This is a genomic window from Litchfieldia stipae, assembly GCF_014837155.1.
GTDB lineage: Bacteria > Bacillota > Bacilli > Bacillales > Bacillaceae_L > Litchfieldia.
This window is the reverse complement of record NZ_JACYHA010000017.1, coordinates 19,005-35,378: the sequence shown is the minus strand read 5'-3', so window position 1 is coordinate 35,378 and position 16,374 is coordinate 19,005. Positions and strand designations below refer to the sequence as shown.

Sequence of the window (16,374 nt, the reverse complement as noted above, 5' to 3'; positions counted from 1 at the left end):
TTAAGTATCGAATTGTGAAACCTGTTTCTGTAAGTAGAATACTATTTTTCACTCAAAATCAATTGTTTAGGGGGGATTTATATGGAATCTGTTACTGAGAAATCAAAGGCACCTGTAGTTGAGGTGCCAATAAACAAGCCTTCATTATTTAGAAGTATTTGGAAGAATCGAACGCTCATCCTGATGTGTATGCCTGCTATCATATTCTTTGCTATTTTCGCTTATTTACCAATGCCTGGACTCTATCTCGCATTTGTAAACTATGATTATTCTCTTGGAATATTTAAGAGTGCCTTTGTAGGGCTTGATAACTTTCGCTTCCTAGTAATGACAGGTGATTTATGGAAGCTAACATTCAATACCATCGCCTATAATCTTGCTTTCATTGTATTAGGTAACTTTCTGCAAATCGCTGTAGCTATTATGCTGAACGAATTGACAAACAAATGGTTCAAAAAAGTATCTCAAACCTTGATGTTCCTGCCTCACTTTATCTCAGCAGTTCTTGTTGGACTTTTAGCTTATAACATCCTTAGTTACGATTATGGTGTCCTTAATTCATTTTTGAAAATGGTTGGTCTAGACCCAGTTCAAACGTACTCAAACCCATCGATTTGGCCATACATCATTGTTATTACCTTCCTTTGGCAGTCTACTGGTTATGGATCGATTGTCTATTTCGCAGCCATTATGGGGCTTGATAAATCAATTATCGAAGCTGCTGAAATTGATGGAGCGAATGCATTCCAACGAATTAGATATATCGTCATTCCATGGCTGAAGCCAACATTTATCATCTTACTGTTATTCTCTCTTGGTGGAGTATTGAAAGGGAATTTTGGTTTATTTTATAACCTCGTCGGTGCAAATAATACAATGCTCTATCCAACAACAGACATTATTGAAACCTACGTCTTCCGTACCTTGATGACGAATTTTAACTTTTCACTGGGAAGTGCAGTGAGTTTATATCAATCGATTTTTGGATTCATGATTGTTATAACAGCTAACTGGATTGTTAAAAAAGTGTCACCAGAAAATTCATTGTTCTAAAGGAGGGATCATTCAATGGAAAATACAGTCAGACGTAACATCGATTTTTCTACAATTATCGTTCGAGTAGTTGGATATTGCTTTATAGGGTTGTTTGCTATCAGCTGTCTTTTGCCCTTTGTGTTGATTGTGTCATCTTCGTTCTCATCTGAAGGTGCGATTATGGAACATGGCTTTTCACTTTGGCCAAAGGAGTTTTCAACATTTGCATATGAAATTGTCTTCAGAAATCCACGGCTTGTCATTGGATCCTATGTCGTAACCATGCTAATTACCGTTGTCGGAACTGCTGTAGGGTTGTTCATTGTTGCCATGACAGGTTATGCCTTACAACGTCAAGATTTCTTGTTCCGTAATAAAATTTCGTTTTATATCTACTTTACAACTCTGTTCTCTGGTGGACTTGTTCCATTCTATCTCTTAGTGACACAGTATCTTCATCTAAAAGATAATTATCTTGCTGTCTTGCTTCCAGGCTTACTGAGTCCTTTCTTAATCATCATGATGAAAGCCTTCACAAAATCAATTCCGAATGAAATTACAGAATCTGCGAAGATGGATGGTGCCGGTGATTTTACAATCTTTTTGAGATTAATCCTACCGATGTCTACACCAGCCTTGGCAACAATAGGTTTATTTATTGCCTTAGGGTATTGGAATGAGTGGTATAACTCCATGCTATTCCTTTCACCAAATATGGACTATCGGCCATTACAGTTATTTCTCTATAACGTAATCACAAGTGCTGATTTCATTCGAAATTCAGCCGCAGCCTCAAATGTACCACCACAGGATATCCCTTTGGAATCAATGAAGATGGCAACGGCTGTTATTGCTACTGGGCCAGTTATACTCTTCTATCCATTTGTACAAAGGTTCTTTATCAAAGGGATCACAATTGGTGCAGTAAAAGGATGATGAACGTATGCTATGAGGTTTTTCCTCATTTCATAAAATTAAGAAATGAACTTAAAAGGGGAGGTAGTAAAATTGAAAATCAAAAAAATCTTAGTACTAATGATGTCTATGTTGTTGGCTTTTACTCTTGTTGCATGTAATTCATCAAATCAATCAAGCTCAGCAAAGCCAGGTACAACAGTTGATGAAAATGGTGAAATAGATACATCTGAATTTGTAACTGTCACCTACATGATGCTAGGAGATAAACCGACAAATGGGCAATTAGAAAAGGTGATGGAGCAAGTAAATGCGAAATTGAAGGAAAAAGTAAATGCTCATCTTGAGTTGAAGTGGATTGAATGGGCTGATTATATGACGAAGTATAATCTAACGCTTGCCTCTGGTGAACCAGTTGACCTCATCATTACTGCTACCGACTGGTTAGATGCATGGGGCAACGCACAAAAAGGAGCGTTTAAGGATATTACTGAGCTTCTACCAATCTATGCACCACAAACATGGGCAGAGGTTTCTGAAGAAAGCTGGGAACAAACGAAATACAATGACAAAATTGTGATGATTCCAGAGGATTCTTTTACACAGTGGGTAAACCACGGATTCTTCTACCGTACGGACTGGGCGAAGGAATTTGGCATTAATGAGCCAATTGAAGACTTCGAAATGTTAGGAGAATACTTCCAAGGAATTATTGATCATAAACCAGGAGTCATTCCTTGGGATACACCAGGAACAAATGTTACAACAGCATGGGGCTATACAACTTCTTACTCAGACCAAATTGAACTACCAATTGCAACAGGAGTATTCCCAATTTATTGGGCGGAATCTTATGAAAATCCTTATACAATCACTAGTCCAATCTTCGATGATCTATTCATAGATTATGCGAAGATGATGAAGGATTGGGCAGATAAAGGTTATTGGCGTGCAGATGTGTTGAACTACAAAGGTGACACTCGTGCCTTATTCCAAGCTGGAAAAACAGGAGCAGATCAGCATCATACTGAAACATTCTCATCACTACGCCCACAAATGGACCTGAAACAGCCAGGTTCAGAAATTGATATCTTTGCATGGTCAGATACTCGTGATAATTTAATTTCCATGTCTATTACTCATGGTGCAACAGCTGTTGGTACTCATAGTAAAAACCCAGAGCGCGCTCTAATGGTTTATGATTTGCTTCGTAATGATGAAGAAATCTACCACTTATTTAACTATGGAATTGAAGGAGTTCAATACGAAATCGTTGATGGAAAACGTGTTCGACCTGAAGGCTATGATGAAACTAAAGATTCATTTGCTTCAAACTTCTGGGGTGGTCGAGTCGATAAGTTTGAGATTCCAAGTGTTGATAGATGGGAAGGAATGCCAGAAATCTATGCAGAATACGATAAAATTAAGAAACCATTTCCTTATGGAAGATTTGTATTTGATAGTACTCCAGTAGACGCCGAAATTTCATCACTATCACAGGTAACAGCACAAATGGTACCTGCGATTGCTTTTGGTAAAGCAGGAGACCCAGAAAAAGCAGTCGAGGATTTCCGAAAGCGCTTAGAAGCAGCTGGCTATGAAAAAGTCCTAAATGAAATCCAAAAACAAATGGATGAATATAAAAAACTTGTAGAAGGTAATTAATTTGGATTTCGTTTAGTAAAATCTGTATTCTAAAGTGTGTTATTAAACACAATTAATTGAAGAAATCAAGCAGCCTGAATACACGGAGACTCCCGTGGGATGCGTGGCCAAAGTGAGACCCCACAGGAGCGTAAGCGACGAGGAGGCTCACCAGTCACCCCACAGGACGCGGAGTGTATTCAGGCTGCGGCTTTATATACGAAAACAGCCTAGTAATAAAAGGCTATCAGTTATGGTTGATGGCCTTTTATTTATCACCTTGAGATGGATATAGTTAATGTGAAAACCTAGATTTTAAGGAAACTTAGCCAAGGGGTGGAAGGTATATGAATGAAAAACTATTAAGTCAAGAATGGGATTTATCAGCAAAGAGTCGATTATTTACAAGTGATTGGAAGTTTTTAAAAGATGATAATAATACAGCTTATAAAAAACAATTCGATGACTCAGCTTGGCGTACATTAGACCTACCACATGATTGGAGCATCGAAGGCCCTTTTAAAAAAGAATATGCAAGCTCAACGGGATATTTACCAGGAGGAATTGGTTGGTATCGAAAAAGCTTTACAATTCCTAGTTCAATAGATGGCAAAAAGGTCGTCATTCAATTTGATGGGGTCTATAAAAATAGTGAAGTGTGGATAAATGAACATTACCTAGGTAAAAGACCATATGGATACAGCTCCTTTCAATATGATTTAACCCCGTTTCTACAATTCGATGGTCAAGAAAATATCATCGCAGTGAAGGTCGACCACACAGACTTTGCTGATTCACGTTGGTATACAGGGTCTGGTATTTATCGGAATGTGTTTATGAATATTACAGATAAACTACATATCAAACCTTACGGAATTTTCGTCACCACACCGAATGTATCAACCTCGAGAGCCGAAATTAAGATTCAAACAACAGTTAGCAATGAACAAAGTCAGTTAGCTCACATCCAGCTTCAGCATAAAATCAGTGATGCTACTGGCAAAGAGGTTGTTACGACTTTATCAGATCAACTCATCCAAGGAAATGATGAACAGGAATTTTCTGATTCACTCATTCTAAATCAACCAAACCTTTGGTCAATAGAAACCCCATATTTATATAAAGTAGAAACAAGCGTGATACGGGATGGTGTAGTCATTGATACTGAGACGACTCCACTTGGTATTAGGTATTTCCATTTCGATGTGGATAAAGGATTTTTTCTTAATGATGTGAATATCAAAATGAAGGGTGTTTGCATTCATCATGAGGCGGGGTGTCTTGGGGCAGCCGTACCAGATAAAGTCTGGCATAGAAGATTACAGCTATTAAAAGAAGCGGGAGTAAATGCCATTAGAATGAGTCACAATCCTCCATCCCCTGAATTATTAGATATGTGCGATTCATATGGATTCCTAGTGCAGGATGAAGCCTTTGATGAGTGGGAGTTTCCGAAGAATAAGTGGGTAGAGGGATGGAATAAGGGAGAGCCATCCTTAGACGGTTATGCCTCAGACTTTGCTGATTGGGCCGAAATCGATTTGCGAGATATGATTCTGCGAGATCGCAATCATCCATCAATTGTATTCTGGAGTATCGGGAACGAAATTGATTATCCGAATGATCCTTACTCGCATCCGGTACTTAAAGAAAGATATAGAGCAGACAAACCTGAAGCAAAGGGTATGGGAGCTATCGCGAAAAGGTTAGCGGGAGTTGTCAAGGAGTATGACCCAACCCGACCTGTTACGGCTGCTTTAGCTAGTGTCATCATGTCAAATGAAACGGAATTTCCGGAAGCACTTGATGTAGTTGGCTATAATTATCAAGAATTTTTGTATGATGAAGATCATGAAAACTATCCTAATCGTGTGATTTACGGAAGTGAAAATGGACGGAATCATGAGGTTTGGTTAGCTGTAGAAAAGAATGACTTCATCTCAGGGCAATTTATCTGGACAGGGATTGACTATTTAGGAGAAGCGCGTGGTTGGCCAATTCGTCATGCAACTCCTGGATTGCTTGATCTAGCTGGCTTCAAAAAGCCGTTGTTTTACTTCAAACAAAGTCATTGGTCAGAAACAGATATGGTTCATTTAGGTATGACTAAGGCTGAGAAAGACCGTGATGACATCTATTGGGATCATGAGGTGGTTTGTGATTGGAGTGGGAAAGAGGGCGAAGTTGTAAGAGTCGCATGCTGTACAAATTGCCCTGAGGTTGACTTACAGTTAAATGGGAAATCCTTTGGTATTAAAAAACGAGAAGACTTCACTAGTGGATCAATCTATTGGGATATCCCATTTGCTAGAGGGACAATAAAAGCGATTGGGATGAGAAACGGGAATGTAAGCTGTGCACATGAGTTAACAACTGCTAATTCACCTACTAAAATAAGACTCGATTCTGATACTCAATCATTAAAAGCAGATAAACAAGATGTAGCACATATAGAGGTTAACATCCTTGATCAAGAAAATAATCTTGTGTATGCAGCTGATCATGAAATCGATTGTACAATTGAAGGGCCAGGTAAGATTATAGGGATTGAATGTAGTAATCCAGAAAGCCATCAAGAATATCAGACTACATCTAGAAAGGCTTATCATGGGAAGCTATTAATCTATGTGCAAGCTACAGATCAACCAGGAACGATTCGCTTACAGACAACGTCAGCACAATTGGAAAGCTCATCTGTAGAAATTGAAGTGAAGTAATTGGTTTGGACAGATTAATGATTTGTGGGGCTCATCACTTTATGGACCCCGCTTTAGTGAAAGGCTGCGGTATTCAAAGCAACAATATATACGAAAATAGCCTAGTGAAAAGAAAGGAGCGACAAAAATGCCATATAATGATGCCTCTGATACGTCAAATCCAAAAAAGGGTCACAGGCTAAAAGATATACCTGCTCATGACCCATTTATTCTTGCACATAAAGAAACAGGTACTTACTATTTATATACAACTGGAATTCCAGGTTTAACCGATTTAGAAAGAAATGGAGTACTTATGTATAAAAGTACAGACTTACTAGAGTGGGAAGGTCCTTATGTCGTCTTCGAAATCCCTGATGGCACTTGGGCACATCCAAGGCATGGTACATGGGCGCCAGAAGTCCATGAATATAAAGGAAATTATTATTTGTTTGTTACGCTACATAATAGCGATACAATTATAGCAGAAGCACCTGAGGTTTGGCATACAAATCATCTTCGTGGAACAAGTATTGCCATATGTAACTCACCAGAAGGTCCATTTAAATTATTAAAAACAGATGGACCAGTGCCACCTAGAGAGTTTATGACACTAGATGGTACGCTGTATGAGGATGAAGAAAGACATCCATGGATGGTCTATTGTCATGAGTGGATACAGGTCATTGATGGAACATTTGAGGCAATCAAATTAAAGGATGATTTATCTGAAGCTGTTGGTGAACCAATACATCTTTTTAAAGCATCGGATGCCCCGTGGATCAATCGTGAACGAAAGCCTGAGGTGAAGCCCTCTGTTTACGTATCGGACGGATGTCAGTTATACCGAACGAAAGGTGGTCACCTGATTATGCTCTGGTCAAGCTACAACAAGGAAGGATATGTTCAAACGATGGCCAGATCGACATCAGGAAAATTAGAGGGGCCTTGGGAGCAGCTTGATCCGTTAGTGTATGGGGACAGTGGTCATGGGATGCTTTTCAAAACTTTTGAAGGGAACTGGATGCTTACTCTTCATCATCCATTCAGCACCCCCGAATCTCGTGCGAAGATTTATGAAATAGAGGAGACAGAGGACCAATTCAAGGTCATCAAACCTAGAGTCGATTTGCATGATTAAGATAAAAAAGCACTCAGGCAGGTTTTGTCCTGAGTGCTACTATATAAAAAGGTGAAAACACCTTGAAAACGAACTAGTTTTATTTTCCAATAAACATTTGAGTCCAATAATTACCCTCTACATGACCAACACCAATATGAGTAAAGTTAGAGCTTAGGATATTTTTACGATGACCTTCACTATTCATCCAAGCAGTGACAACCTCTTGTGGTGAGCGTTGGCCCATCGCAATATTTTCGCCTGCTGCACGATACTGTACGCCAAATTGCTTCATCATTTCAAATGGAGATCCGTAAGTTGGGCTTGTATGAGAGAAATAGCCATTGCTCTTCATATCAGCAGATTTATGTCTAGCTACTTCACTTACCTTTAAATCAATCTGTAAAGGCTTCAAGCCATGCTTTGCTCGTTCACTATTTGTTAAAGTAACAACCTCTTGTTCAAACTGACTTAAAGAATTAGAAGCCTGATTTGTTGTGTCCTTTGGTTGTTCTGTAGGCTGCTGCGCAGATGGCTGTTGAGCCACTGGTTTTTCTTCAACAGGTTCAGGTGCCTTTGGTTGTGATGGTTGTTGAACCGTTGGCGCAGTTTGTACATTATGAGAATAGTATTTTTTAAGTATGCTTTGAATGAAGTCATTCCAATTCGTAGAGTTGTTTACACCTACAGAGTAATGACTTTCAACTACTTTTGATGCATTTGTATTCTCTGCAGCAGAGCTTGCTAATGGTACTGTCACCAATAATGCACCTGCTACAACGAATGATACGACCGTTTTTTTCATTTTGAATCCTCCTTGTTGTGTACCGTTTGTGATACCTCCACATCATAGCACGCGAATTTTGTAATATTTGAGGAAGACTTTTCCTATAGATATCGACTTATAACTTTCCTCCTAGTTACATTTCTATCAATTCATTGAAAAATAACTAGATTAGATAGAATTGTATTTATTTTCTAGTTGGTACACGTTTTAGTAAAAGAGGTAGAATCTACTAGAATAATGCTATTGACAGGGTTCAGATGTGAGAGGTTTTATGACTTATATTAATAGTAGATGACAAATATGACTTTATAGTGTCATTCAATTTTGCGGAATTTTTACATGTTTAGTAATGATTAGGTCTTACAACTATGGTATTATTAGGACATAAAATGAAAGCGTTTAATCTATTATTGGAGGAAAATTTCATGAGTGTTGAGATAAGAAATTCCATTGAGAGTGGCAAAACAGTACTTGGGATTGAACTTGGTTCTACTAGAATTAAAGCAGTACTTATTGGTGAAAATCATGCACCAATCGCGTCTGGTAGTCATGATTGGGAAAATAGTTATGTGAACAATATATGGACATATAGTGTGGAGGATATTTGGAACGGTATACAAGACAGCTATCAAAAGATGGCAAACGATGTGAAGCAGCAATACGGAGTGACTCTTAAGACGGTTGGGTCAATTGGTTTTAGTGCGATGATGCATGGGTATATGGCTTTTGATCAAGAGGGAGAGCTCCTTGTTCCTTTCCGTACTTGGCGAAACAATATAACGGAACAAGCTTCAAAAGAGTTAACAAGCCTATTTAACTATCAAATTCCACAACGATGGAGTATCGCACATTTATATCAAGCGATCTTAAATCAGGAAGAGCATGTTTCAGAGATTAGCTTCCAAACAACACTAGCGGGTTATGTTCATTGGAAATTAACTGGTGAGAAGGTGCTTGGGGTTGGAGAAGCTTCTGGGGTATTCCCAATTGATTTAAATACGAAGAGCTTCAATCAAACGATGATGAATCAGTTCAATGAGTTGATTGAATCTAGGAATCTACCATGGAAGCTTGAAGATATCCTTCCCAACGTGCTAGTCGCAGGGGAAAATGCTGGGGTACTGACAGAAGTTGGTGCAAGATTATTAGATCCTAGTGGAGCACTGCAGGCTGGTATTCCACTTTGTCCACCAGAAGGTGATGCTGGGACTGGCATGGTTGCGACAAATAGTGTAGCGAAGCGAACTGGTAATGTATCTGCTGGAACCTCTGTATTTGCCATGGTTGTCCTGGAAAAAGAGCTTTCAAAAGTATATTCAGAGATTGACCTTGTAACAACGCCTACAGGACATTTAGTTGCAATGGCTCATTCGAATAACTGCTCCTCGGACTTGAATGCTTGGGTGGGACTGTTTGAGGAATTTTCAAAAGCGATGGGTATGAATGTGGATATGAACCAGTTATATGGAACACTCTATCATTTAGCTCTTCAAGGTGACCCAGATGCTGGAGGCTTATTAGCTTATGGGTATCTATCAGGTGAGCATATGACTCATTTTGAAGAAGGTCGTCCATTGTTTGTTCGTTCTTCTGATAGCAATTTCACATTACCAAACTTCATGCGTGTACATTTATTCACGGCATTAGGTGCATTGAAAATTGGCATGGATATTCTATTAAAAGAAGAAAAAGTGAAGTTGGATGAAATTCTTGGTCATGGTGGCTTGTTCAAGACAAAAGCTGTGGGACAAAGCATTATGGCGGCTGCCCTTAATACGCCTGTATCTGTCATGGAAACAGCAGGTGAAGGCGGAGCGTGGGGAATTGCCCTGCTTGCTGCTTATATGATTAATAAAAATGGTGAAGAAACATTAGACGAGTTTCTAAATGAGAAGGTCTTTGCAGGAGAAGCGGGAACGACGATATCCCCTGATCCAAAGGATGTAGAAGGCTTTGAACAATTTATGCAACGCTACATGAAGGGGCTGGCGATTGAAAGAGCAGCTGTAGAGAATTTGTAAATAGAATGGTAGAAAGCGACAAGGGATATGTTCTCTTGTCGCTTTTTTTGGTGACAGGCACGATGAATGGGACATGATTTGTCCGGATTAGGGAAGTGGAGACGGGGAAGCGGTTGGAATCCGACGAAAGTGTAGCTGAATCCGACGAAAGAGTATCGTGATTCAACGAAAGGCAATCGCCTTTCTGTCTGAGGAAGCTAATTCAACGAAAAGTGGTAAGTATTCAACGAAAGTGGAGTGCAATTCAACGGAAAAGCAGTATGATTCAACGAAAGGCCTCCGCCTTTCTGTTTTTAAAGATTCATTCAACGAAAAGTGGTAGGAATTCAACGAAAGTGGAGTGCAATTCAACGGAAAAGTAGCATGATTCAACGAAAGGCCTTCGCCTTTCTGGCTGAGGAAGCTAATTCAACGAAAAGTGGTAAGTATTCAACGAAAGTGGAGTGCAATTCAACGGAAAAGCAGTATGATTCAACGAAAGGCCTCCGCATTTCTGGTTTTGAAGATTCATTCAACGAAAAGTGGTAGGAATTCAACGAAAGTGGAGTGCAATTCAACGGAAAAGCAGTATGATTCAACGAAAGGCCTCCGCCTTTCTGGCTGAGAAAGCTAATTCAACGAAAAGTGGTAGGAATTCAACGAAAGTGGAGTGCAATTCAACGGAAAAGCAGTATGATTCAACGAAAGGCCTCCGCCTTTCTGTCTGAGGAAGCTTGATTCAACGAAAAGTGGTAAGAATTCAACGGAAGTGAAGCGGAATCCGACGAAAGAGTAGCGTGATTCAACGAAAGGCCTCCGCCTTTCTGGCTGAGAAAGCTAATTCAACGAAAAGAGAGAGGAATCTGACGAAAGTTCAGCATAATTCAACGGAAGAACAGAATCATTCGATGAAGCTGCATCATGATTCAACGAAAGCCCACCGTCAGACTCTAGCTGATAAGCCTCGTCCATTTTGACGAGCCCCTCATAATCAAATATGATAAAAGAAAATACCCAGGTTAGGATGTTGGTCATGAAGGTGTTATTGGTTGAAGATGATAAGACGATTGCGATGGGACTGGAATATTCCTTGCGTCAGGAGGACTATGAGACGATTCTGTGTCACAATGTGGAATCCGCAAAAGAGGTTCTCATGACGCAAATGGATGAGATAGATTTATGTATGTTTGATTTGTCACTCCCTGATGGCAGTGGCTATGAGTTATGTGAAATGGTGAAGAAGCGTAGTGACAAGCCTGTCATTTTTCTTACGGCCTTTGATGATGAAGTGAATGTCGTGATGGGTCTTGATATGGGAGCGGATGATTATATTACGAAGCCTTTTCGTATTCGTGAGCTACTTTCTAGGATTAAGTCTGTTTTACGTCGTTACAATAAGCAGCAAACGCAACAACCGAAAACAGATATTGAGATAGAGAATATTCGAATCAATACATTAGAAGGAAAGGTTTATAAAAATGGAGAAGAGGTCTCGTTGACTGCTTTAGAGTATCGACTGTTCCTGATTTTTGCTAATCATATTGGACAAGTTCTCACGAGAGCTCAGCTCCTTGATCGTATTTGGGATGTAGCTGGAGATTTCGTGAACGACAACACTTTGACTGTGTACATTAAGAGATTGAGAGAAAAGCTGGAGGACAACCCGGGGCAGCCAACAATTATAAAAACAGTACGTGGAATGGGTTACAAGGTGGGAAATTAACATGCTACGAAATCGAGAAATCAAATGGTATATCCTGATTTTATGCTCTATTACTCTGTTGACGACTGTTGCTACTGCTTTCCTTCTATCAACTCAAGCTGCGATGTTCGTTTTAATCACGTCGCTTATTTTCGTCGGTTGCAGTTTGATTTTTACAAAATGGAGGTACCAGGAAATTGCGAAGCTCTCAAGTTACCTGCGCCGTATTAGTAACGGGGATTATGGCTTAGACGTTCGAGATAACTTCGAGGGTGAGTTGAGTATTTTAAAAAGCGATATTTATAAAGTTACGAATATGCTTTCAGAGCATAGCTCCTATTTGGAACAGGACAAAGTGAAGTTGACGAATGCAATCTCTGATATTTCTCATCAATTGAAGACGCCTCTGACGTCAATGATGGTGATGGCGGATCTATTAAGTGATAAGAAGCTGGATGAGGCAAAACGAACGGAATTTACTCATCATATCCGAATTCAATTAGAACGAATGGAGTGGCTAGTTTCTTCATTATTAAAGCTATCGAAAATGGATGCAGGGACGATTGTTTTTAAAAAGAATCAAGTCTATGTTAATGAAGTCATTCAAAGGGCAGTAGAACCAGTATTAATTCCAATGGATATTAAACAGCAAAATTTAAAAGTGACAGGTGAGAATTCTGTTTCTTTCATTGGTGATCTCAATTGGACGACAGAAGCAATCATAAATATATTAAAGAACTGTGTAGAGCATACGAAGGAAGGGGGAGAGATTTCAATCACTTTTTCTGAAAATGCGCTATTCACCGAAATCACGATCAAAGATAATGGCAAAGGGATTGCGAGAGAAGATCTTCCCTATATATTCAAACGCTTTTATAAAGGAAAAAATGCTGGTGAGGATAGTGTTGGTATTGGCCTTGCGATGGCCTATAGTATTATTACTAGTCAGCAGGGGGATATTGAAGTGAAGAGTGAGACCGGAAAGGGAACAGCATTTCAACTGAAATTCTACAAGCGGGCTTAAGTGAATAAATTGTCACTTTTCTAGTCACTTAATAGTCATATTAGGCAGATATACTTTAGTCAACATCAACATTTGGAGGCGAAACAATGGATATTTTAAAAATAGAACATCTGTCTAAGGTTTATGGCAAGGGTGAGACTGCTGTTAAGGCGCTCGATGATATTTCATTTTCAATTAAGAAGGGTGAATTTGTTGCGATTATTGGACCATCAGGGTCAGGGAAATCAACTCTGCTTCATTTATTAGGTGGGGTGGATCGACCAACGAATGGTAAGGTTCTAGTTGATAATACTGATATTTATGATCTAAACGAAACACAATTAGCGATTTTTAGAAGAAGACAAATCGGGTTAATTTATCAATTTTATAATTTGATTCCGATTTTAACAGTAGAGGAAAATATTACTCTGCCTATGTTATTAGATGAACAAAAAGTAGATCGGAAGCAGTTTGAGGATATTGTTTCGATATTAGGGTTAAGTCAGCGCTTGAATCATTTGCCGAATCAGTTATCAGGTGGGCAGCAGCAGCGTGTATCGATTGGGAGAGCGTTAATTAGTAATCCTGCGATTATGCTAGCCGATGAGCCAACAGGGAACCTGGATAGTAAGAATAGTGGCGAGATTATGGAGCTGTTGAAAATGTTTAATAAAACCTATAATCAGACGCTGATTGTTATTACTCATGATGAGCGAATTGCATTACAGGCTGATCGTGTGATTACAATTGAGGACGGAAAGGTTGCTAAGGATGAGGTGATTCGTCCGTGAACATCATCAACAAACTGACATTACGTCACTTAAAGGAAAATAAAAAACGAACGCTTGTAACGATTATTGGTGTCATTATCTCAGTTGCGATGGTTACAGCAGTTGCAACGCTTGGTGAGTCTTTTTTGGACTTATTGAAAAGACAAGCTATTGCTATGGATGGAGAATGGCATGTTAAGTATAAAAATGTAAACATCGATCAGATCGAAGCGATTGAAAAAGATAGTCAAACAAAAACGTTAGTTCTTTCTACTGACCGAGGCTATGCCGAATTAGAGGGAGCTACCCTGAAAGACAAGCCTTATATCTTTGTCAAAGAATACAATATACAAGGGTTACAGCAGTTTCCAATCGAGGTAAGTGAGGGACGTCTTCCAATGGCGAAAAATGAAGTCGTCATCTCAGAGAAAATCGCTCAGGATACGGGGAATGGCTATAAAATCGGTGATGAATTGACGCTTGATATTGGTCAACGATACGCAGAAGGAAGAAGTGAACCATTAGGACAGAGCGACTCTCTCCAAGCAAGTTCTGATGGAGTCATTGAAGAGTTACAAATTGAATCAACTGAAACATTTACGATTGTTGGTACCATCAAGCAACCAGAGTGGGAGCCTGTTTGGTCACCAGGCTATACAATGATAAATTATATTGATAAAGCTTCACTTGCACCGACAGATGTTGTAGATGCTGTTGTTGTTCTGGAAAAAGTAAACGGTTCTCTCTATAAACATGCTGAAGAGCTTGCCAAACAGAATAATATTGAACAAGTTAGTTATAATTCAGATTTACTTCGTTTTTATGGGGTAACAAATCATGATAATTTACGTGTTACTTTATACTCCTTGCTTGCCATTATTATGACTATCATTATTATAGGTTCAGTCTCGTTGATCTATAATGCCTTTGCGATTAGTGTGTCTGAGCGTGCTAGACATTTAGGGATGCTTTCAAGTGTGGGAGCAACCAAAAAGCAAAAACGAAACTCAGTCTTTTTCGAAGGGGCTGTGATTGGAGTCATTAGTATTCCACTTGGGATACTAGCTGGAATTGGTGGTATCACTGTAACATTTATGTTCCTTAATACATTTATTGGAGATGCGTTAGGAGTCTCAGAAAAGCTCCAAGTTGTTGTCACACCTGTTTTGGTTGTGGTGGCTTCACTTATCTCAATTGTTACGATATTTATATCAACGTATTTGCCAGCTCGAAAAGCATCGAAGATTTCAGCCATTGATGCGATTCGCCAAACCCAGGATGTGAAATTATCAAGGAAAACGGTGAAAACATCGAAGCTTGTCCGAAGAATATTTGGAATAGAAGCTGAAATTGGTTTGAAGAATATGAAGAGAAATAAAAGAAGATATCAAGCGACGGTCTTCTCACTTGTTATTAGTATCATTCTATTCTTGTCGGTTTCCTATTTTACCGCAAGCTTAGGGAAATCGGTTGAGCTTTCACAAGATGGCATTAATTTTGATTTCTCTGTAACGGGGGATACTGAGGATATCGCAAAATTTGAGCAGTTAACTCAATTGGATAATATCACTGAGTATAGCATCCAGAAGAAAACGTCGCTCCATACATTGATTGATGAAGAGGACCTACCGAAAGAAATGTATGATAACAAAGAGTCTTTCTCTGCTACTGATGGAAAATATGAATATTATGTAAATGTGTATGGGTTAGATGAAGCGAGTTTTAGTGCCTTTGCAACCAAGATTGGAGCAGACTTGGAGCAGTTCAAGGATCCGGAACAACCAACTGCGATTGTGATTGATGAAATATCTTATTATGATTATGAAGCATCTAAGTTCATGGTATCGGAGTCAATCAAAGCTACTGAAGGTGATAAGCTAAATCTTAACTTATTAGATTATGAAACGAGCGAAACAAGTCCGATTGCGGAAATTCAAATTGGTGCATTAACAGCAGAGGTGCCGATTGGGGTATTTTCAGCAAGTATTGGAGGACTAGATGTTATTGTCCCGCTTGAAACGATGAATCATTTCATGGGAGATAAGGACGATAAATATGCGAGTGCCTCTCTCTATATGAATAGTGACGATACTACAGTGACACAAAAAGCACTTGAAGAACTAGTACCATCAAATATGAATGTATTCAATGTACATCAGCATAGACAACAGGAACAACAAATCATCACGATTATGTCGGTATTTACTTATGGATTTATCACTTTGATTTCCTTGATTTCGATTGCAAATATCTTTAACACGATCTCAACAAGTATTTCCCTGCGGAAGCGTGAATTTGCGATGCTGAAGTCAGTTGGAATGACACCGAAAGGCTTTAATAAGATGATAAACTATGAAAGTATCTTCTATGGTGTTAAGGCGCTATTATACGGTCTACCAATTAGTATCGCAGTTATGTTCTTAATCTATAGGTCAGTAAGTGAAACATTTTCGTATAATTTTACTTTACCTTGGCTGAATATCCTATTTGTTATTGTCGCTATTTTTATTATCGTAAGTTCAGCTATGCTGTATTCGATCGGCAAGATTAAGAACGAGAACATTATTGATGGATTGAAACAAGAGAATATTTAGAATGAGACAGCCTTCATCATTGCGCGATGGAGGCTTTTTTTATGTGGAGTGGACGATTTTGTGATTAGAAGGTCAACATAGTATACTCTTTTAGTCAATTAAGATACC

At 39.0% G+C, this 16,374-nt stretch carries 13 protein-coding genes; 11 read left to right on the top strand and 2 right to left on the bottom strand.

Annotated features, from left to right (window positions below):
* The first annotated feature begins 183 nt into the window (after positions 1 to 183).
* From F7888_RS17050 to F7888_RS17030, 5 genes are all read left to right on the top strand, one after another.
* Complete coding sequence (locus F7888_RS17050; RefSeq protein WP_225228869.1) at positions 184 to 1,053, top strand: ABC transporter permease; 870 nt, start codon at positions 184 to 186, stop codon at positions 1,051 to 1,053.
* 15 nt (positions 1,054 to 1,068) lie between these two features.
* Positions 1,069 to 1,971: a carbohydrate ABC transporter permease gene (locus F7888_RS17045; RefSeq protein WP_191781534.1), complete on the top strand. Its 903-nt coding sequence runs from the start codon at positions 1,069 to 1,071 to the stop codon at positions 1,969 to 1,971.
* A 72-nt stretch (positions 1,972 to 2,043) separates the two neighbouring features.
* Positions 2,044 to 3,615 (top strand): ABC transporter substrate-binding protein, encoded by a 1,572-nt coding sequence (locus F7888_RS17040; RefSeq protein WP_225228863.1) that lies wholly within the window; start codon positions 2,044 to 2,046, stop codon positions 3,613 to 3,615.
* A gap of 326 nt (positions 3,616 to 3,941) precedes the next feature.
* Entirely contained in the window at positions 3,942 to 6,311 is a 2,370-nt protein-coding gene (locus F7888_RS17035; protein ID WP_191781530.1) for a sugar-binding domain-containing protein, read from the top strand.
* A gap of 127 nt (positions 6,312 to 6,438) precedes the next feature.
* Positions 6,439 to 7,431 (top strand): glycoside hydrolase family 43 protein, encoded by a 993-nt coding sequence (locus F7888_RS17030; RefSeq protein ID WP_191781528.1) that lies wholly within the window; start codon positions 6,439 to 6,441, stop codon positions 7,429 to 7,431.
* 79 nt (positions 7,432 to 7,510) lie between these two features.
* On the opposite strand, the gene F7888_RS17025 is transcribed toward F7888_RS17030, so the two are convergent.
* Positions 7,511 to 8,215, bottom strand: a complete 705-nt coding sequence (locus F7888_RS17025; RefSeq protein ID WP_191781526.1) for a CAP domain-containing protein — start codon at positions 8,213 to 8,215, stop codon at positions 7,511 to 7,513.
* 407 nt (positions 8,216 to 8,622) lie between these two features.
* On the opposite strand from F7888_RS17025, the gene F7888_RS17020 reads away from it, so the two are divergent.
* A complete protein-coding gene (locus F7888_RS17020; RefSeq protein ID WP_191781523.1) occupies positions 8,623 to 10,218 on the top strand; it encodes a xylulokinase in 1,596 nt (531 codons plus the stop codon).
* 363 nt (positions 10,219 to 10,581) lie between these two features.
* Positions 10,582 to 10,746 (top strand): hypothetical protein, encoded by a 165-nt coding sequence (locus tag F7888_RS17015; protein ID WP_191781521.1) that lies wholly within the window; start codon positions 10,582 to 10,584, stop codon positions 10,744 to 10,746.
* 288 nt (positions 10,747 to 11,034) lie between these two features.
* Here F7888_RS17015 and F7888_RS22860 read toward each other — a convergent pair whose 3' ends face one another.
* Entirely contained in the window at positions 11,035 to 11,169 is a 135-nt protein-coding gene (locus F7888_RS22860; protein ID WP_263601198.1) for a hypothetical protein, read from the bottom strand.
* A gap of 61 nt (positions 11,170 to 11,230) precedes the next feature.
* Here F7888_RS22860 and F7888_RS17010 point away from each other — a divergent pair, with 61 nt between their 5' ends.
* The 4 genes from F7888_RS17010 (at position 11,231) to F7888_RS16995 (ending at position 16,266) form a co-directional block, all read left to right on the top strand.
* Complete coding sequence (locus F7888_RS17010; RefSeq protein ID WP_191781519.1) at positions 11,231 to 11,920, top strand: response regulator transcription factor; 690 nt, start codon at positions 11,231 to 11,233, stop codon at positions 11,918 to 11,920.
* A gap of 1 nt (position 11,921) precedes the next feature.
* The gene (locus F7888_RS17005) at positions 11,922 to 12,923 is read left to right on the top strand and encodes a sensor histidine kinase (protein ID WP_191781517.1); all 1,002 of its coding nucleotides are present in this window, start codon (positions 11,922 to 11,924) and stop codon (positions 12,921 to 12,923) included.
* 86 nt (positions 12,924 to 13,009) lie between these two features.
* A complete protein-coding gene (locus F7888_RS17000; protein ID WP_191781515.1) occupies positions 13,010 to 13,693 on the top strand; it encodes an ABC transporter ATP-binding protein in 684 nt (227 codons plus the stop codon).
* Positions 13,690 to 16,266, top strand: a complete 2,577-nt coding sequence (locus tag F7888_RS16995) for an ABC transporter permease (protein ID WP_191781513.1) — start codon at positions 13,690 to 13,692, stop codon at positions 16,264 to 16,266. Before F7888_RS17000 ends, F7888_RS16995 begins: the two co-directional genes overlap by 4 nt.
* Positions 16,267 to 16,374: the final 108 nt, after the last annotated feature.